Origin of the sequence: Leifsonia sp. A12D58, assembly GCF_047530025.1 — a bacterium.
In the GTDB taxonomy this organism is placed as follows: domain Bacteria; phylum Actinomycetota; class Actinomycetes; order Actinomycetales; family Microbacteriaceae; genus Cryobacterium.
The window spans coordinates 61,456-80,532 of sequence record NZ_JBLJAT010000009.1 but is presented as its reverse complement, the minus strand read 5'-3'; the positions used below and the strand labels follow the sequence as shown (position 1 = coordinate 80,532).

General features: G+C 64.8%; 15 protein-coding genes. 7 read left to right on the top strand and 8 right to left on the bottom strand.

Features of this window, described 5'->3' with window-relative positions; translation table 11 throughout:
* Positions 1-48: 48 nt before the first annotated feature.
* Positions 49-444 carry a cupin domain-containing protein gene (locus ACMT3I_RS16085; protein WP_414805529.1) on the bottom strand — a complete coding sequence of 132 codons (396 nt, stop codon included), beginning with the start codon at positions 442-444 and terminating at the stop codon, positions 49-51.
* A gap of 425 nt (positions 445-869) precedes the next feature.
* On the opposite strand from ACMT3I_RS16085, the gene ACMT3I_RS16080 reads away from it, so the two are divergent.
* Positions 870-3,854, top strand: coding sequence for an aminotransferase (locus ACMT3I_RS16080; RefSeq protein ID WP_414805528.1), 2,985 nt, complete (start codon positions 870-872; stop codon positions 3,852-3,854).
* Between the two features lie 27 nt (positions 3,855-3,881).
* Here the strand turns inward: ACMT3I_RS16080 and ACMT3I_RS16075 are convergent, their stop codons facing one another.
* Positions 3,882-6,086, bottom strand: a complete 2,205-nt coding sequence (locus ACMT3I_RS16075) for an acyl-CoA dehydrogenase (protein WP_414805527.1) — start codon at positions 6,084-6,086, stop codon at positions 3,882-3,884.
* 254 nt (positions 6,087-6,340) lie between these two features.
* Between ACMT3I_RS16075 and ACMT3I_RS16070 the strand changes: the two genes are divergently transcribed.
* Genes ACMT3I_RS16070 through ACMT3I_RS16060 form a run of 3 tightly spaced genes read left to right on the top strand, consistent with a single transcriptional unit; the run spans position 6,341 to position 7,456 of the window.
* Complete coding sequence (locus ACMT3I_RS16070; protein WP_414805526.1) at positions 6,341-6,865, top strand: DUF1697 domain-containing protein; 525 nt, start codon at positions 6,341-6,343, stop codon at positions 6,863-6,865.
* Positions 6,862-7,326 (top strand): YdeI/OmpD-associated family protein, encoded by a 465-nt coding sequence (locus ACMT3I_RS16065; protein ID WP_414805535.1) that lies wholly within the window; start codon positions 6,862-6,864, stop codon positions 7,324-7,326. Before ACMT3I_RS16070 ends, ACMT3I_RS16065 begins: the two co-directional genes overlap by 4 nt.
* Positions 7,208-7,456, top strand: coding sequence for a YdeI/OmpD-associated family protein (locus ACMT3I_RS16060; RefSeq protein WP_414805525.1), 249 nt, complete (start codon positions 7,208-7,210; stop codon positions 7,454-7,456). Before ACMT3I_RS16065 ends, ACMT3I_RS16060 begins: the two co-directional genes overlap by 119 nt.
* Before the next feature lie 807 nt (positions 7,457-8,263).
* Here the strand turns inward: ACMT3I_RS16060 and recQ are convergent.
* The 4 genes from recQ to ACMT3I_RS16040 form a co-directional block, all read right to left on the bottom strand.
* On the bottom strand, positions 8,264-10,129 hold the full coding sequence (recQ, locus tag ACMT3I_RS16055) for a DNA helicase RecQ (RefSeq protein WP_414805533.1): 1,866 nt from the start codon (positions 10,127-10,129) through the stop codon (positions 8,264-8,266).
* A 455-nt stretch (positions 10,130-10,584) separates the two neighbouring features.
* The gene (locus ACMT3I_RS16050; protein ID WP_414805524.1) at positions 10,585-11,136 is read right to left on the bottom strand and encodes a dihydrofolate reductase; all 552 of its coding nucleotides are present in this window, start codon (positions 11,134-11,136) and stop codon (positions 10,585-10,587) included.
* The gene (locus ACMT3I_RS16045) at positions 11,133-11,936 is read right to left on the bottom strand and encodes a thymidylate synthase (RefSeq protein WP_414805523.1); all 804 of its coding nucleotides are present in this window, start codon (positions 11,934-11,936) and stop codon (positions 11,133-11,135) included. The genes ACMT3I_RS16050 and ACMT3I_RS16045 overlap by 4 nt, the downstream gene beginning before the upstream one ends.
* Before the next feature lie 59 nt (positions 11,937-11,995).
* Positions 11,996-12,682, bottom strand: a complete 687-nt coding sequence (locus ACMT3I_RS16040) for a BMP family ABC transporter substrate-binding protein (RefSeq protein WP_414805522.1) — start codon at positions 12,680-12,682, stop codon at positions 11,996-11,998.
* Between the two features lie 259 nt (positions 12,683-12,941).
* On the opposite strand from ACMT3I_RS16040, the gene ACMT3I_RS16035 reads away from it, so the two are divergent.
* The 3 genes from ACMT3I_RS16035 to ACMT3I_RS16025 all read left to right on the top strand — a co-directional run bounded on the left by ACMT3I_RS16035 (position 12,942) and on the right by ACMT3I_RS16025 (position 17,459).
* Complete coding sequence (locus ACMT3I_RS16035; RefSeq protein WP_414805521.1) at positions 12,942-14,198, top strand: HupE/UreJ family protein; 1,257 nt, start codon at positions 12,942-12,944, stop codon at positions 14,196-14,198.
* Positions 14,199-14,334: 136 nt separating this feature from the next.
* On the top strand, positions 14,335-16,182 hold the full coding sequence (locus ACMT3I_RS16030) for a fibronectin type III domain-containing protein (RefSeq protein WP_414805520.1): 1,848 nt from the start codon (positions 14,335-14,337) through the stop codon (positions 16,180-16,182).
* Between the two features lie 116 nt (positions 16,183-16,298).
* Positions 16,299-17,459, top strand: a complete 1,161-nt coding sequence (locus ACMT3I_RS16025; RefSeq protein WP_414805519.1) for a WxL protein peptidoglycan domain-containing protein — start codon at positions 16,299-16,301, stop codon at positions 17,457-17,459.
* Between the two features lie 92 nt (positions 17,460-17,551).
* On the opposite strand, the gene ACMT3I_RS16020 is transcribed toward ACMT3I_RS16025, so the two are convergent.
* Together ACMT3I_RS16020 and ACMT3I_RS16015 are read right to left on the bottom strand one after the other, a co-directional pair.
* Positions 17,552-18,217 carry a copper resistance protein CopC gene (locus tag ACMT3I_RS16020; protein WP_414805518.1) on the bottom strand — a complete coding sequence of 222 codons (666 nt, stop codon included), beginning with the start codon at positions 18,215-18,217 and terminating at the stop codon, positions 17,552-17,554.
* 9 nt (positions 18,218-18,226) lie between these two features.
* A complete protein-coding gene (locus ACMT3I_RS16015; protein ID WP_414805517.1) occupies positions 18,227-18,967 on the bottom strand; it encodes a YcnI family protein in 741 nt (246 codons plus the stop codon).
* Positions 18,968-19,077: the final 110 nt, after the last annotated feature.

The following is a 19,077-nucleotide window of genomic DNA, read 5'->3' as shown; positions in this document are numbered from 1 at the left end:
GGGTGGGGTGGGGTGGGGTGGGGTGGGGTGGGGTGGGGTGGGGTGGGGTCAGGCGTGGGTGCTCTCGGTGGGCGGAGAGGTGATCCAGATCACCTCTGCGATGTCTCGGCCGATGTTCGATGCCTTGTGCGGAACCGAACTCAGGTACTCGATCGAGTCGCCCCCGGCAAGGCGATGCGTCTCATCACCGAGCACAAGCTCGATCTCGCCACGGATGACGATGAAGATCTCCTGCGAGCGGCCGTGGCTGTATGCGTCATCCCCTGTGGTGCCAGTGGGCTCGAAGACCCCGGAGTACACCTCGAGATTGCGCATCGGCGGCCGGGACACCACGTACTTCTTCGCGCCGGTTCCCGTCGGGTAGCTGGGACGATCGGCCGCGCGCAGCACCCCGCGACTGTGGCCGCTGCCGGAGTCGATCAGCTCGGCGACCGAGACGCCCAATGCCTCAGCCAGCTTGCGCAGCGAGGCGACGCTGGCGCTGGTGTGGTGATTCTCCAGCTGGCTGAGGAAGCTCGGGCTGACGCCAGAGCGGCACTGGCGAGGCCACGGACGCTCATGCCACGCAGCTCGCGGAACTGGCGGACCCGCCGGCCGAGGTCGGCGTCGGGGCTGGCGTCGGGGTCGGTGATCGAGGCGACAGCGTGCTCATCTGGCGCCATTTCCGCACCTCCGGATTCGCTTGCCGCTCCACTGAACAGCCTGAGCGCTCGACTGAACAGAGTGTTCAGTGATGCTGAGACACTAGTGCCGCGACTGGCGGCTCCACAAGAGGTATGCGTGGGTGCCGCGAACCCCGGCCCTGTGCCGTCCGGGGCATAGGGTGGTCTCGGATTCTGGGTTGGCCATCGAACGCAAGGAGACGCCGAGTGGCATTCGACTTTTTCGATGGGGTGCAGCTGATCCGTCCCGCTGTCACCGAAGCGGATGCCGTCGTCGCCGCGGCTCAGCTGTTCGGTATCTCCGGAACGGCGCGCGAGATGGGGAGCCAGCAGGATCGGAACTATCGGATCGATCCGGGTGACGGCATCCGCTACCTGCTGAAATTCGACAATGCCGCATTCACCCCTGGCGAGCTGGCGGTGCAGGATGCCGCGCTCAGCCACGTGAGTGCGCGTGGCGTGGTGGTTCCGGTACCGGTTGTCGGCCTCGATGGGCGCACCAGACAGCAGTGGGCTCTCGGCGGTACCAGCCTCCCGGTGCGCATGTTCACGTATGTCGAGGGCCCACCGCTGGCCGAGCGCGGTCACCTCGATCACGTGGCGATCACTGCTCTCGGCGCCCTGTCCGGCACGCTCGCTCGCGAACTCGCCGACCTTCCCCACGACAATCTCGACCGCATCCTGCAGTGGGACATGCGCCAGGCCGCGCGGGTGATCGACCAGCTCATCTCCCATGTGCCCGATGAGGCCAAACGTGCACGCGTACGCGAGCTCTCTGACAGCGCTGCCGATCGGCTGGCGTCGGTGCAGCCTGCGCTTCGCGTGCAGCCGATCCACGGGGATATCACCGACGACAACGTGATCTGTGCTGTGCGGGACGACGAAAGGTACACCCCGATCGGCGTGATCGACTTCGGCGATCTCGCGCTCGGCTGGCTTGTCGCGGAACTCGCCGTGACCGTGTCATCCGTGCTGCCGCATGTGCCGCGGAATCCGTGGGCAGTGCTCGACGCGATCGCCGCCTTCGACGCCGTTGTGCCGTTGTCGAATGCCGAGATCAGCGCACTCTGGCCGCTCGTCGTGCTGCGTGGAGCCGTGCTGGTGGTCAGCGGCGAGCACCAGGTGCAGATCGACAGCGGCAACGACTACGCCGAAGAGCGGATGTCTGGTGAGTGGGACGTCTTTGCCCTCGCGTCAGCCATCGGCTGGGACGAAGCTGAATCAGCGATCCGGCGGCGGCTGGGACGCGAACCGTTGTTCCCGCAGTCGGCGGGGACTTCTGCTGGCGTTCAGTCCGGCAGCCTGATCACCGGCGTGGCACCCGACTTCACTGTGCCCGACGTCACCGTTTTGGACTTCACCGTGACGAGTCCTGACCTGGCAGATGGGCTCTGGCAGCAGCCGGACATCGAGTGGACCCTGGCCCGCGCCGCTCTCACTCGTTGTGGCGCCGCAGTTGCCGTCGCGCCATACGGCCAACGGCGGCTCACCCGCACGCGCGTTCACTCACGAGATGAACAGGCAACCGTCGCCCTGGTCACCGAGTTCTTCGTACTGCCCGGCCGCGGAATCGTCTCTCCGATTACGGCGCAGGTCGCAGCGGTCGAATCTGACGGTGTCCTCCTGGTTGCGCCGGGCACCGTGCTTCGAGTTCGCGGATTCCTCCCCGAACTACGCGCTGGCGAAAGCGTCAGTACCGGCCAGCATCTCGGAACCGCGCAGCCCTCCCTCGACGACCCGGCACCGGATGCCACGCGCCTCGGCCGGATCCGCGTGCAACGGCTGGCATCCGCTCACCTCGATCCCCCTGAGTTCGTCTCGGAGGCCAGATCCATCGGCTGGCTCGACCTGGCCATCGACCCGGCTTCGCTTCTGGGCCTGGCGCCGTACGTGTCTCCGTTCGATCCGGCGCGTGAGAGCGAGCGCCGGGCTGCGGTGTTTGCCGCGGCGCAGGAGCGCTACTACGAGAACCCGCCTGAGATCGAGCGCGGATGGCAGGAGTTCCTGGTCGACACAACGGGCAAGGCGTACGTCGATCTGGTGAACAACGTGTCGGGCATCGGCCACAGCCACCCGCGATTCACCGCGGCGGTCACTTCGCAGCTGCGTCTGCTCAACACGAATTCCCGGTTTCTCTATCGCGCGCTGGCCGACCTCAGCGAACGTCTTGTTGAGCTCGCTCCCGACCCGTCACTCGACACGGTGCTGCTGGTGAACAGCGGGAGCGAGGCTGTCGATCTCGCGCTCCGGCTGGCCCAGATCCATACCGGGCGGCGCAGCATCGTCGCCCTCCGTGAGTCGTACCATGGCTGGACGATGGCCTCCGATGCCGTCTCAACCTCGGCATACGACAATCCGTTCGCCCTCTCCAACCGGCCGGACTGGGTGCAGATCGCTGACGTGCCGAACGTCTATCGCGGCGTCCACCGCGGACCTGACGCCGCGGCCGCGTACCTGGCCGACCTCACGCGCCAGCTCGATGAGCTGGCCGAGACCGACACAGAGATCGCCGGTTTCATCTGCGAACCGGTGCTCGGCAACGCCGGCGGGGTGCTGCTGCCCGACGGATATCTCGCCGGCGTGTACGAAGACATCCGTCGTCGAGGTGGCCTGTGCATCTCAGACGAAGTGCAAGTGGGCTATGGCCGACTCGGCGAGTATTTCTGGGGTGCCGACCAGCAGGGCGTCGTGCCAGACATCATCACCATCGCCAAGATGATGGGCAACGCCTACCCACTCGGGGCCGTGATCACCCGCAGAGAGATCGCCGAGTCCCTCGCCCGCGAAGGCACGTTCTTCTCTTCGGCCGGCGGCACCCCGGTGAGCTGCGTCGCCGGCATAGCGGTGCTCGACGTCATCCGCGATGACGGCCTGCAGCAGAACGCCCACCTCGTCGGCGCACACCTGGTGGGACGGCTCGAAGAGCTGGCCACCCGGCATCCGCTGATCGGTGCCGTGCACGGCCTCGGCCTCTATCTCGGCATCGAACTCGTACGCGACAGGGCCACCCGTGAACCGGCGACCGCTGAGACTGCAGCCATCTGTGAGCGGATGCGTGAACTCGGCGTGATCGTGCAGCCCACCTCGGAGCGCCAGAACGTGCTCAAGGTGAAGCCGCCGCTCTGCCTCAGCATCGAGAGCGCCGACTTTATCGTCGACGCTCTCGATGAGGTGCTCAGCCAGGGCTGGTAGCGCGGTCGGTTGCCGACCGCGACCTGCCTACTTCGAGGACTTGGTACCAGGGCTCTTGACGCCAGCTGCCTTCTTGGCGTGCGACTTCTTGGTCAGCTTCTTTTCGTCAACCGGGGCCGTGCCGCTGGCGCGCAGCGTGCGGTAGTACTCGCGAGCCTCATCCTGGCGCTCCTTCTCGATGCCGGATGAGATCGGTGCGCGCAGGTGCTCCTGGCTGTAGCCGAACGAGTCGACAAGGTCGAGGGCATGTGGGCGGAGCCGCGCGATGAGGCGATCGATGTACGCGGTGACCGCCTGGGCACGCGGGGCTGACATTCGGCCGTTCATCAGGTACCAGGCCAGGTGCGTCTCGATCAGGCCGAGCCCGAAGAGGTCACGCAACCAGGTGAGGACCTGCTTGGTGCCCGGATCAGTTGTCTTCTCGAGGGCGCGGGTGAATGCTTCCCACTGCAGCAGCTCGCCGTGAGCGCGAGCCGCTTCGATGAGGGCGTTCTGGTTGGCATTGAAGAGAGCGGCAGCCTGCTTCTTGGGCAGCTTGCTCGCCGGACGCAGCCGAGCAGCGATATCGGCAATCATCGTCTCAACCCGGTCGGTGAGCAGCTCGTGCTGCACATCGGCGTCTCGGAGTGCGCCGACGGACCTGGCGGTCACTCCACGGTCGGCAACCAGCTGCCTGAGCGTGCGGAGTCCACTGCCGGCGTACGCCTTGCCCGCCGCCTGCTTGACGACGAAGCGGGCGAGAGCACCCGCATCCGCTGAGGCAAACTGCTTGCTGTAGTCAGTGAGCAGTCGCTTGGCCACGAGCTGGAGCAGCACGTTGTTGTCGCCCTCGAACGTCGCGAAGACGTCGAGGTCTGCACGCAGGCCGACGAAGCGGTTGGCGGCGATGAAGCCGGCTCCACCACAGGCCTCACGGGACTCCTGCAGCGTGTCGAGCGCGTGCCAGGTAGACAGCGGCTTGAGGACCGCCGCGAGGGTCTCGAGGTCTTGCCTGTCGTCGTCGGTGTCTGCCTTGCCGCTGAACACGGCGTCGAACTTCACCAGGAACTCGTCGTGGGCAAAGGTCTGCGCGTAGGTGGTGGCCAGGCGAGGGAAGAGTCGACGCTGATGACGCTGGTAGTCGAGGATGACCTCTTCATCGGTGTCGCTGCCCGCGGTGAACTGCCGGCGCTGACTGCCGTAGGTGATGGCGATGGTAAGGGCCATAGCTGAGGCGGAAACAGCTGATCCGTCGAGGGAGACACGCCCCTGAACCAGAGTGCCGAGCATCGTGAAGAAGCGGCGGCCCGGGCTGGAAATAGGGCTGCTGTACGTACCGTCGGCAGCGACATCGCCGTAACGGTTGAGCAGACTCGTGCGAGGAATGCGCACATTGGTGAAGTGAAGACGACCGTTGTCGATGCCGTTCAATCCGCCCTTGAGACCGTCGTCCTCTCCGCCGATGCCCGGCAGGAAGTTGCCGTTTTCATCGCGGATCGGCAGGTAGAAGGCGTGCACGCCGTGGTTGACGCCGGCAGTGATGAGCTGCGCAAAGAGCACAGCTGCGATGCCATCCTTCGCGGCATTGCCCAGGTAGTCCTTCCACGCAGCGCGGAACGGGGTGTTGATCACGAACTCTTCGCTGTCGACGTCATAGGTCGCTGTCGTGCCGATGCTCGCGACATCCGAGCCGTGGCCGATCTCGGTCATGGCGAATGCCCCGGGAATCTCGAGGCTCATGATGCCGGGCAGGTACGCGTCGTGGTGCGGCTTGGTGCCGAGGTGCAACACAGCGGCACCGAACAGGCCCCACTGCACGCCGCCCTTGATCTGAAGGCTGGGGTCGGCAGTGATCAGCTCTTCGAACCCGGCAATGTTGCCGCCGTGATCGTCGTTGCCGCCGAGGTACGACGGGAACGCGCGGTGCACGTGGCCGTTGTCGGCGAGGATCTTGAGCTGCACCATCACGCGCTTGCGGTGCTCGGCCATCGACTGGCCTTCGATGCGCTGCATCTCGGGCCTGGCGGTCATTTTGCGTGCAGCCAGACGAACATCCGCCCAGGTTCCAAGCAGCTGTCGGCCGAGCAGCGCAACATCGACATGGGGCGCTGTCGGATCTCCGGCCACCTTGATCGGGCCAGTGTCCACACTCGGATCGACGCGGCCGGCCGTAGCCGAGCCCGTCTGTGTCGCTGTCGTCTCGTCGGCATTCGAGGGAGAATCGAATGCCGGGCGCTGGGTCGTGTCAACCATCTTTGGTCCTCAATCTTTCGCGCGAACTGCTTTACGCACCACGCTACGGGTGAGGCTCACCGGCCGGAAATACTGCGTGCGACCGCGACAAAAAGTATGCCGCGAGCGACATTCGTTCTGTAGGTTTCCTCAAGCCGAGACCCCAGACCATATTCATCTCCTACTAAGCGCAGTCTGGGGACACTCCCTCGACCCGGTTCGTGCCTGTTTTCCGACCGCTTTTGAATGTCGGGCCTTGCCGGTAGCCTCACTCCATGACCCGATATGTGGCCCTCCTGCGCGGTGTGAACGTCGGCGGCGTGAACATGAAGATGGCGGATGTCGCATCCGCGTTCACGACACTCGACCTGAACAACGTGAAGACAGTGCTCGCCAGTGGAAACGTGCTGTTCGATTCCCCACTGCCCGCCGCTGAGCTGAAGCCCCGTATCGAAGAGGCGCTTAGCGAGCGATTCGGATACCAGGCGTGGGTGCACGTACTCGACCTCGATGTGATCCGCCGCGTGATCGCCGACTTTCCGTTCGACGCAGAGAAGGAAGGGTGGCATCCGTATGTGATCTTCACCCTGGATCCGCTCCTCGCAGCGGAGCTACTCTCGTTGCAGCCCACGCTCGATCCGGTGGTAGAGAGCATTCGCGGCGGCGACGGAGTCATTTATTGGACTGTCGAACGCGGAAACACCCTCGGCAGTGCCTTCTCGAAAGAGACGGCGCGCAGCAAGCACAAGGCCACGACGACGACCCGCAACCTGCGCACGCTGCAGAAACTGGTGACGTGATGGCTGTGCAGCGCGAAATCATGTTTTGCGCCGATGCCTCGATCTGGGAAGCCTGGCTGGCCGAGAATCAGGCGTCGTCGCCGGGCGTGCGGTTGGCCATCGCGAAGAAGGGCGCTGCCGCCTCGAGCGCGAGCTATCTCGAAGCGGTTGAAGTCGCGCTCTGCTATGGCTGGATCGACGGGCAGAGGTCCCGGCTCGACGACGAGCATTTTCTGCAGTTGTTCACGCCGAGAGGGCCAAGCAGCATCTGGTCGCAGGTCAATCAGGGACGCGTCGCCCAGCTCATCGAGGCCGGACGCATGTCTCCGAGCGGCCAGGCTGAGATCGACAAGGCGAAGGCCAATGGGCGATGGGCGATGGGATGCAGCATACGCTCCGCAAAGCACGATCGAAGTGCCCGACGACCTGGCGGCGGCGCTGGCTGCCGCGCCGGCGGCATCCGCTCTCTTCGCGACGCTTGACGGGCAGAATCGCTTCGCGATTCTGTTTCGTATCGGCAATGTGAAGCGGGCCGAGACTCGGGCCCGCAAGATCGCGGAGTACGTGGCGATGTTGGAGCGGGGCGAAACGATCTACCCGCGGAAGCCGTAGCCGGGGCTTCGCCCACGCCCTCGCCCTCGCGGAGCGCCCTCCGCCGCTCAGCCCTGCCGCTCAGCAGGTGCTGCTCCCTCGCGCCAGTGAGCTATCCCTCGCGCCAGTGAGCTATCCCTCGCGCCAGTGAGCTATCCCTCGCGCGCGGCTGCGCAGTCGCGCGCGCCGGTCCTTGTCCTGGTGACTCGCCGGGCCGGGGCCCGGCGGCGGGTTCCCCACTGCATAACTCCTGCAATTTGCTCCGGATGGCCCCGAAACGGCACCGGTGACGGCTTTCGGCGCCATATTGCAGGAGTTATGCATGAGTAGGGTCGAACCCCAGACGCTGGTGACGGACTGCTGCCGCTTGGACGACCGACGACGGCACTTGCGCATCAAAGTTCGAGCGCGGCACGGTGGACGTGGCTTCCCATGCATAACTCCTGCAAATCGTTCCCAATCGGGCCCAATCGGCCGTTCCAGCGGCCGACTTCGCCAAATTGCAGGAGTTATGCACACACAGACCGGGACAACGGAACAGCGGAGAAACGGCACGGCGGTGACGGCCGCGCGGGGCGGCGACAACGGGCAGACGTTCCGAATTCGGCGGCGGCGACATCGGGCCGAATAGGCTCCGCGTGCATAACTCCTGCAGATCGTTCTCAATCGGGCTATACAGGCCGTTCCAACAGCCAACTTCGACAAATAGCAGGAGTTTTATGCACACGACGCGTCAATGGAGCAACGGAGCTGCGGAGCTGCGCACCGACGGGCCCGCAGAGCGCAGGAACCGGCAGAACGGGCACCACCGAACTGCGGCCATGAAATCTAGGAGGCGTCCGCCACCACTGCGAGCAGCTTCTCGCCGTAGGAGTCGAGCTTCTTCGCACCGATGCCGGAGATGCCGTCGAGATCGGCGAGGCTAGCCGGTTTCGCGGCAGCAACGGCGACGAGGGTTGCATCGCCGAACACGATATAGGCGGGAACACCTTGCTCGCGCGCCTCAGCTGAACGCCAGGCACGCAACGCCTCGAAGAGTTCTCCCTGAGCGGGAGACAGGTCGGCGGCACCGGCCTTCTTCGCTGCACCGGTTCGTCGAGCCGGGCGCTCCGCGCGTTCGGGTCGCTCTGGCTCGTGGCGGAGGTCGACGCTGCGACGTCCGGCGAGAACTTCGGCTGCGGCATCCGTCAGCGCCAGCGTTCCGTACTCGCCCTGGGTGACGATGAGGCCCTGCGCGAGCAGTTGGCGCACGACCCCGCGCCACTGGTGGTCGCTGAGGTCGGCACCGATGCTCCAGGTCGCGAGCTGGTCATGGCCGTGCTGGGTGACGCGCGGGGTGGTCTTGCCGCGCAGGATGTCAACGAGGTGACCGGCGCCGAAACGCTGGTTGCGCTCGCGGTGCAGACGCACGATCGTGGAGAGCAGTTTCTGGGCGGGAACGGTGCCGTCCCATGCTTCCGGTGGGGTGAGGCAGGTGTCGCAGTTGCCACAGGGCGCACTCGACTGACCGAAGTAGCGCAGCAAATTGACGCGGCGGCAGTCGACGGTCTCGCAGAGCGCAAGCATGGCGTCGAGATGCGCCGACAACTTGCGGCGATGTGCGAGGTCGCCGGGCGACTCATCGATCATCCGGCGCTGTTGCACGACATCCTGCAGTCCGTAGGTGAGCCAGGCCGCGGATGGCAGGCCGTCTCGACCGGCGCGACCCGTCTCCTGGTAATAACCCTCGACGCTCTTGGGCAGGTCGATGTGAGCGACGAAACGCACGTCAGGCTTGTCGATGCCCATGCCGAACGCGATGGTGGCAACGATGATCACGCCGTCTTCGCGGAGGAAGCGTGCCTGGTTGCGGGCACGCACGTTGGCGTCGAGGCCTGCGTGGTACGGCAGCGCATTCAGGCCACTGGCCTGCAAGAATTCGGCCGTCGCCTCGACCGACTTGCGGCTGAGTGCGTAGACGATGCCGGCATCATCCGGGTGCTCCGTCTTGATGAAGGAGAGCAGCTGCTTGCGCGGCTCAGCCTTGTTGACGATGCGGTATTGGATATTCGGCCTGTCGAAGCTGGCGACGAAGTGCTTGGCCTTCTCGAGCTGCAGACGGGAGGTGATTTCTTTGTGCGTGGCATCCGTCGCCGTCGCCGTGAGCGCGATGCGCGGCACGTCGGGCCAGCGGTCGGCGAGCTCTGACAGCGCCAGGTAGTCGGGGCGGAAGTCGTGGCCCCACTGTGACACACAGTGCGCCTCGTCGATGGCGAACAGAGCAATGGTGCCGCGGGCGAGGAACTGCTTGGTCGACTCGGATGACAACCGCTCTGGAGCCACGTAGAGCAGGTCGAGGGCGCCCGCGACGTAGTCGCGTTCGACCTGGTTGCGGGTGGCAGCGTCCTGGCTCGAATTGAGGAAGGCGGCACGCACGCCGACGGCGGTGAGGGCGTCAACCTGGTCTTGCATCAGTGCGATAAGCGGAGAGACGACGATGCCGGTGCCCTCGCGTACGAGCGACGGGATCTGGTAGCAGAGGCTCTTTCCGCCACCCGTGGGCATCAGGACGACGGCGTCGCCGCCACCGATGAGCTGGTCGATGATCTGCGCCTGCTCGCCGCGGAACGAGTCGTATCCGAAAACAGTGTGCAGCGCCTCGGCCGCGGTGGCGAATTTTGCCGATGCCTGCTGGCGGGGTGCCTGCGAATGCACCTGCTGCTGAGATACTCGCGTACCGGATGCACCGGCCTGGCCCCATTCGACGGGACCACTGCCTGGCTGGCCGTTGCCGACGCGCGCGCCGCTCTGGCCGCCCTGGCCACCGCGGGCGTTCGATCCACCGGCGAACTCATACCCGTAGTCGGGCGGCGGCGGTGCGCCAAAATCGTCTGGAGCATCTGCGTCGTCGGGGGCGTATGCGTCGTCAGGAACGTAGTCGCCCGAGAAATAGTCGTAGGGCGGGGTGAGCTCATCGGGGTTCTTTGACAGCTCAGCGTTCCTACTCACTCGGCAACTCTACCCGGGGCATCCGACACGAACCTGCGTGCCTCCGCAGCTAGACCTGTGCCGCCGCGAAAGAGCCGCTTTTGAATCCGCGAGATCGGAGTTGTGGTCGTTATAAGTGCCCCAAAACGACCACAACTCCGATTTCGCGGGAAGGGAAATTCTTAGTCACGCTCGTAGCGCACAAAGCGGAAGTCGAGACCAGCGGACGACGTGTGCCAGTCATCTTCTGGATCGATCGACTCGACGGCCCAGGTCGCATCGATTGTCGGCGCAACCGTGTCGCCGTCGACGTATGTTCGGAGCTCGGTTACCTCGAGCACATCGGCGCGGTCGATGACCGCCGCGTAGATCTGTGCGCCACCGATCACCCAGACGGTTCCGTCGGGGGCGTCAGCGGCGGCCTGCACCAGAGCGTCATCGATCGAGTGCACGACGTCGACGTCCGGCTGCTGCCAGTCGGTTTGACGGGTGACGACGATGTTACGACGGCCAGGCAGCGGTCGGAAGCGCGGCGGCAGGGAGTCCCAGGTCTTGCGTCCCATGATCACGGGCGCGCCGAGGGTCACCTGCTTGAAGTGCGCGAGGTCTTCGGGAACGTGCCACGGCATGACGCCGTCGTTGCCGATGACACCACCGTCGGCCTGGGCCCAGATCAGCCCGATCGTCACACCTGCCGGGGCGCTCAGACCGGCCGGGGCGGTTACGTCGGTCATACCGCGACCGCGCCACGGATGGCGGGGTGGTGCTGGTAGTTCTCGATCGCGAGGTCGTCGTACTCGTAGTCGAAGATGCTCTCACGCTTGTTCAGGATCTTCAGCTGCGGCAGCGGGTACGGCTCACGCGTCAGCTGCTCGGTGACCTGGTCAACATGGTTGTCGTAGATGTGACAGTCGCCACCGGTCCAGACGAAGTCGCCGACCTCGAGACCCGTCTGCGCGGCAACCAGGTGGGTGAGCAGCGCGTAGCTGGCGATGTTGAAAGGAACGCCGAGGAACAGATCAGCGCTGCGCTGGTAGAGCTGGCACGACAGCTTGCCGTCGGCCACATAGAACTGGAACAGTGCGTGGCAGGGCGCAAGCGCCATGTTCGGGATGTCGGCGGGGTTCCACGCCGACACGATCAGGCGACGGGAATCCGGTGTGGTCTTGATGGCCTCGATGACTTCGGAGATCTGGTCGATCTGCTCGCCACTCGCCGTCGGCCATGAACGCCACTGCACACCGTAAACCGGACCGAGCTCGCCGGCGGCATCCGCCCACTCGTTCCAGATGCTGACACCGTTCTCTTGCAACCACGCCACGTTGCTCTCGCCGCGAAGGAACCACAGAAGTTCGTAGGCGATCGACTTGAAGTGAACGCGCTTGGTGGTGATCAGCGGGAAACCCTCTGAAAGGTCGAATCGCAGCTGACGGCCGAAGACACTTCGTGTGCCCGTTCCGGTGCGGTCGCTCTTGTGCGCGCCATTGGCCAGCACGTCGCGGAGAAGGTCTTCATACGGGGTCGCTATCGTCACCTTGCCATGTTAGCTGCGAGGCTCAGCGCATTACCTGAATGTGCCCGCGCGCATGTCGCCTACCCCAGCTTCAGCACGATTCCGGTGAGGTCGTGCAGCACGCTGGCGACGCCCGCGGTGATGGCTTCGTCGGCACGCTCCACCGTGACTGTCGCTGCATCGACGCCCCCAGACGCCGACAAGCCGGTTCCTCGATAGGTCGCCCCCGACCAGATGACGGATGTCACATTCGCGGTGGGTTCGGGAAGCTCGGCCCCCAGAATGAGGAACTGCTGTTCCAGCCGTTGCGGCGTCAACAGCGTGAACATGTCGATCAAGCCGTCCCCCACGCCGATCACGAGGTCGGGGGTTACCGCAACAGCCTCATCAATACGGTCGAGGACTTCAGTGTCGCCCGCCGCGGTCAGCAGCGTCAGACCGACCTTCTCACGCGTCGCCCACTCCTTAACCGCAGCTGACAGGGTTGTGGCTGCTGCGTCATTCGACTCGGCGATAAGAACCACGCGGTAGCCAGCGGGTGGCACGACGCCGTCCCACGAACCCGGCTCAGGATCGATTGTCGCCTCGGGTGTCGGCGGTGTGGCGCCGACGAATCCGGTGCCGAGCGGCCGCATGTCGACGGCGGCCGCATCAGCCTCAGCGTCAGCGGATGTCGACGGCGCAGGAGCGCTAGCCGTACAACCTGAAACGGATGCACAGATCACGACAGCCATCGCGATAATGCCGAACGTACGTCTGCCAATCACAGAATTCTTCCTCCACCAGGCCCGGATGACATCGACGCGAGCGCAGCTTCGGCGCCCGTTGACCTCCACACACAGTGCCGACCTGACCGGTCGAGATGGCGACGATCCCGTGTTCTCGACGTGAACGTCATCCGAACAATATGCACCTGACCGCGGATGACCCCAGCCACCGGCGGTCGTGTTCTTCTGCTATTCGCCAGCCGTGCGCTGTCGGTTCATCTGGTTCGTGCACTGTGCACGAACCAGAACGAAGGATCCCATGGCACTCTCGCGCTTCATCCCCCGTCGTCCCGCTGCCGTTGCGCTCACTATTGCGGCCGCTGCCGTGGCTCTCTGCGGCATCCTGCCAGCGGCGCCCGCGCTGGCCCACGGCTTCTCCTCTGTCGTCTATATCGATGCGAGCACCCCCACCGCCGATCACGTATCGGCAGCGATTGAACTTGAGTACGACTTGCTCGTTGTCTCCACGGCCGACTCGCAGGACGACCCCGACTTCTTCACGCAGGGAATGGATCTGTTTGAGAGCGGCGATGAGGCAGTCGCGCTCAATGGCCACGCCGAGTCAGTCGTTGCATACGTCACCGAACGCTTCGCGGTGACGAGTGCGGGCACCAGCTGCGTGCCCGCGCAGCTCGGGGATTTCACCATGACTGAGCGAAACGATGTTCCATACGCGCAGCTGACTCTCGATTATGACTGCACGGCTGCGGCCGCTGGCAACGATCACCCGGTATACGAGCTGCGCAGCTCCCTCTTCCCCGATGCAGAAGGGTACGTGACAGGGACGACGACCATCGTCACGTACGACTTCAACGGCCACGCCGGCAGTGCGGCCCTGGATGCCGAGAACCCGTCGTTCTCCACCGGTCAGGCGTGGACTGAACGCTTTGCTGAGTTCTTCCTGTTGGGGGCCGAGCACCTGCTGGGTGGCCTCGACCACATCCTGTTCCTGCTTGCACTCATCGTCGGATCTCGGCGACTTCGTGATGTCGTGCTCGCGGCGACTACATTCACGGTGGCCCACTCGTTGACCTTCCTGTTGGCCGCACTCGGGCTGGTCTCGGTGCCGACGTCCATCGTCGAGCCGATCATCGCCCTCTCAATCGCTATCGTCGCAGCCTGGTACCTCTGGGGACTGTGGCGTCGACCCGCTGAGGCCCTGCTCATCGAACCGACGACGATCGGCCGACGACGGGGGCAGGGACTGGGCCTGGAGCGTCGCGACTGGACGCGGCTCGGGGTCGTCTTCTGCTTCGGCCTCATCCACGGGCTGGGTTTTGCGAGCGCCCTCGGCATCGAAGAGGCCTGGTCGTGGACCCTGCTGTGGTCGCTACTCGTGTTCAACGTCGGCATCGAGTTCGTGCAACTCGGGCTCATCGCCATCATCTTCCCGCTGCTGACGTTGCTGCGACGCCGTGCTCCCCGCGTCGCACTGTGGGTGGGCGGTTCTCTCGCCGCCATCGTCGCGCTCATTGGCCTGTTTTGGTTCGGGCAGCGGATGCTCGGACTCGGTTGACCCCATACTTTCTGGCGTGAGACACCGGCACCACTCCGGTTGTTCAAGACCAATTCATCTGGCGAGAACACCATGCCGTGCGGACCGAAATTTTCGCGCTCCCTCACCCCACAACATTCGGAAGGCATGACAGCCCATGTTGATAAAAAAGACCAGACAGGTCCAGGCGCCCGTGCAGAACCGCACGTCGGTGCGTCTCGCGGCCGCGCTCCTCAGTTTTGCCGTCGTCGCCGGTTGCGGCGCCTTCACGGCGACCGCTGCTAGTGCGGCGGATGCTGCGCCCGCAACCATCGTGCTCGGCGTCGGCTCGACAGAGGCCCAGCGCATCATCACCTGGTACAGCGGAACCGACACCACCCAGGTCGCCCAGCTCGCGCTGGCATCCAATGTCGTCGACGGGGCCTTCCCGACGACGAACACCAGCTTCGCCGCGACCGGCGGTGCCACAACCAGCGGCGCGTTCAGCCGCACCACCACCTTCACCGGCCTCAAGGAGAACACCTCATACGTGTACCGGGTCGGTACCGAAGGCAACTGGTCGGAAAGCTACACATTCAAGACGCAGAGCTTCAGTGGCGACTTCAACTTCTTGTTCTTCGGCGACCCGCAGCTCGGATCATCCGGCAACGTGACGAATGACGCGGCGGGCTGGGTCGATACCCTCAACGTCGCGACGGCGACATACCCGAACGCCGAGATGCTCTTCTCCGCAGGCGACCAGGTGGAGACTGCCGCCAATGAAGCGCAGTACACCGCGTTCTTGCAGTCGGACAAGCTGCGCCAGATTCCGTTCGTCTCGACAATCGGTAACCACGATGTCGGCTCGAAGGCATACATGCAGCACTTCACCCAGCCCAACATCACCACCACGGCCGGACCGGCATCATCCGGCACCACCTCTGGTGGCGACTACTGGTTCATCTACAAAGACGTGCTGTTCATGGACATCAACTCCAACAGCCTCAACGATGCATCCCACATCGCCTGGATGACCCAGATCGTCGCAGAGCACGGCGCCCAGGCCAAGTGGAAGGTTCTCGCGTTCCACCACTCGATCTACTCGTCAGGGCCGCACGCCACCGACAGCGATGCAACGACGAGGCGCAACGATCTGCCGACAACCATCTCGAACCTGGGTGTCGACCTGGTCCTGCAGGGCCATGACCACAGCTACGCCCGCACGTACCTGCTGAAGAACGGCGAGATCGCCAACCCGGCAGAGGCAGCAGGCGCTGACTCTGTCGTCGCAGGTCCAGGAGGCGTGCTGTACGTGACGTCGAACTCGGCATCCGGTTCGAAGTACTACGACCTCAACCCGGCAGCACCGAGCTACAAGTACCTCTCTGTCGCCAACCAGGAGAAGGTACGCAACTACACCGCCGTCGAGGTGACGGCGGGCGCCATCACCGTCAAGACCCTGCGCAGCCAGGCCAACGGCGCCGAGAAGCCCGTGAACAGCGTTGTCGACTCGGTCAGCCTGAGCCGTGCCGCCGACGTGTCGGCCGATTCCCAGGAGGTGCAGGTCACCGTTCCGGCGACGGCAACCGAGGAGTTCACCTGGAGCGTCGACGGCACCAACAGCCTGGTCAACCTCGGCACCGCCGTTGAGTCTGGCGATCACTTCGCCGCGACAGGCACGATCAACCCGATCCGTGTCACCGACACCCGCTCCGCAGCATCCGCGTGGTCGATCTCGGCTCAGGTCAGCGACTTCACGGCAGGCGGTGCCTCGTTCTCGGGTCGCTACCTCGGTTGGACCCCGCTCGTGACCCAGGCAGGCGGCGACGCCATTGCCGGCGCCACGGTCGGCTCGGGCTTCGACACCAGCGGCAAAGGCCTCTCGGCCTCGTCAACCCTCGGTTACGCGGCATCCGGTCACACCACCGGAACCGCGAAGCTGGGGGCTGGTCTGGATCTGAAGATCCCGGTCGACGCCACCAACGGCACGTACAAGGCACAGCTCACGCTCACCGCACTGAGCTAGCCAAACCGCCGCTCGTCAGAACCACCGCTTCACAGCTCCATCGGTCGGGGTGGGTGCCACCGGCATCCACCCCGACCTCCCGCTTCTCGTTTCACCACTGCATGAGGAAAAAGGATATGCACAGCCGAGCATCAGACATCAGGTCCACAGCCGCAGCCCCGATTCGCATCGTGCTCGCGGCATTTCTCGTATTCGCGGGGCTCTGTTCTGCCAGCACGGCGATGGCCGCCGAAGGGGATGTCACCTGGGGCGTGCGCACCGGAACCACCGGTCAGGACGTCAACCGGCAGAACTTCAACTACGACGCCGTCGATCCAGGCGCCACGGTGACCGATTCTCTGGTCATCAGCAACCACGACACCGAGGCGCTCGAGCTGGATGTCTATGCAGCCGATGGTTTCACCACGACGAGCGGCCAGCTCGATCTGGTGACGAAAGACACCGCGTCGGTGGCCTTGGGCGCGTGGGTATCCGCCGAAAGCAGCCACGTCACGATCGACGCCGGCACCTCGACCGAGGTTCCCTTCACCGTCACTGTGCCCGCTGATGCAACACCGGGCGACTATGTCGGCGGCATCGTCACATCACTCTCCACTCCCAGCGAAGAGCAGGGCATTTCGGTCGACCGGCGGCTGGGAGTCCGGATTCATCTGCGCGTCAGTGGTGTCTTGACGCCGGCGCTGGCCATCGACGACCTGCACGTCTCCTATTCCGGCACGCTCAACCCGTTCGGCTCCGGCGACGCCACGGTCAGCTACACCGTCCACAACACCGGAAATGTGCGGCTGTCGGCCGGACAGAGCGTTTCGCTCTCTGGACCCTTCGGCCTCTTCCCGCGCGAGGTGGGCGGTGTGGATGCTGTCCCGGAACTGATGCCAGGTGAGACCTGGACAGTGACCGCCGATGTGGCCGATGTGGCTCCGGCCTTCTGGCTCACCGCGTCGGCCGAGCTCACCCCGCAGGTGGTCACTACCAGCACCGGGGCCGCAGATACCGGTCTCACCGTTGAATCAGTACTCAGCAGCTCGGGCACCTGGGCTGTGCCGTGGACCCTGCTGGCCCTCGTGATCCTGCTCGCCGCTGCAGTGGTTGCGACAGTGCTCCTGCTTCGTCGTCGCGGCCGTCGCCAGAAGGTGCGCGAAGAGAACCGGGTGAAGGATGCCGTGGAGCAGGCGCTCCGAGAGCGCGACAGCCCGAACGAACATTCAGTGGTTGCCGAGATGGCCGAACAGCAGCAGGTCGCCGAGACGACGGACAGAGTCCACCCACTCGCGTGACCTCGGGTCTAAAAAACAATCCGCCGGCTCTGGCACGGATGCATCATGCATTCGTACCAGAGCCGGCGGATGTGGTTAAACCGACGGATCCATTAGCTGTCGGAGTGCGTTGTGTCCGACTCGTCGGCCGAGGGCGGCCCCTTCTTCTTGCGCGTGACGACCAACAGCGTGCCAATTCCGGCGATCAACACGGCGGCGACAGCACCGGCGATCCACAGCACGTCAGCGAGTTCCGCGCCCGTTGCAGCGGATGTCGACGACGTAGCAGGCGGAGATGCGCCTACAGCCTCTGTTCCGCCGCAAACGGGCGGAGTGGCGCTGCCCGCAGCGAGCACCTGCCCCTTGGCCGGCTGCCACGTGAAGCTGAAGGTGCCGGAAATCGTGTGGCTGTCGGTCGAGACCGCCTGCCACATCACGGTGTACTCGCCCGGCTCCCCGAGCTGCGCAGACATCTCAAGCGTTGGCCCGAAGACCGTTGCGCATCCGTCGCCGTAATAAAGGGGAGATGCGGCATCCGCTGGCCCGCTGATCTGCATGGCCATGCTTGTGCCTGCTCCGCCGGGATCGAGCAGGTTGTCGCTCGTCGTCACGGTGAACAGGCCGGGCTGCTCGGTGACAACCGCGCCGTCTGCGGGGCTCGTATTGATCACCGAGTTGTGCGCGAATGCGGGTGCAGCGGTGAGACCCAGAGCAGCGGCAACGACCACTGCCCCGAATCCCCAGCTACCCGGCCTGCGGCGAATTGTCATAGTCGACATGTGTGCAGCCTAGGCCGACTGCTTGCGACGAGCGGTAATGGCCAGCACAATGCCGACGACGCCCACTGCCAGGCCACCGATGCCAAGGACCCTCGCGATCACGTCATCGGAGCCTGCAGCGCCTGAGCCTGCGCCATCGGCAGCGTGCTCGCCGGACGCTGCTACCTCATCGTCGTCACTCGCTGCAGCGGCGCCGTGGCCGTGTGCGTCGGCAACTGCCTCGGTCACGGTGATCGACGGTGCTGGCAGCTCCGGCTCTGCCTCGCCGTCCTTCTGTACTTCATTCCAGTTCGTCACTCCGACCTCGCACGTCTGCAGGACGGGGAAGCTGATCGTCGTGCCCGCCGCATCGGCCGGCAGCGGCACGCTGAGCTCGAAGGTGTCGCGCAGGCCGTCGGCCAACGGTGCCTTCGCCGTGTACACGATCTGCCCGGTGCGGGTGGTGATGGTGTTGCCGTGGCCGTCATCAAGCGGCTCGGCCAGATCGACAGCCACCTTTTCGACGTCCCAGTTGGGGTTGACCGTCGGGGAAACGCTCGTGATGCTCTCCGGGATGTCGATGGCGATCGACGTGGTGGCCGATCCGTCGCATCCGTGTGCAAGCGCGAAGGTGAGCACGGAATAGGAGCCTGCGGCAGTGGATGTCGGAGCAACAGACACATGAGCGCTGGCCGACATCGGCACGGCGACGGCCAGGAGAACACCTGCGGCAAGGGCGGTCGAAGCGAGGGTTGTGGTGCGAGTTTTCATTGAAGAATCCTTAAACAGGGAAAGCACGGACGGCATCGATCGGCGGATCAGCACACGACGCACGCCTCGGGGCACTGGCCAGCCGACGGCGCGCACTCGGGTGATCGCAC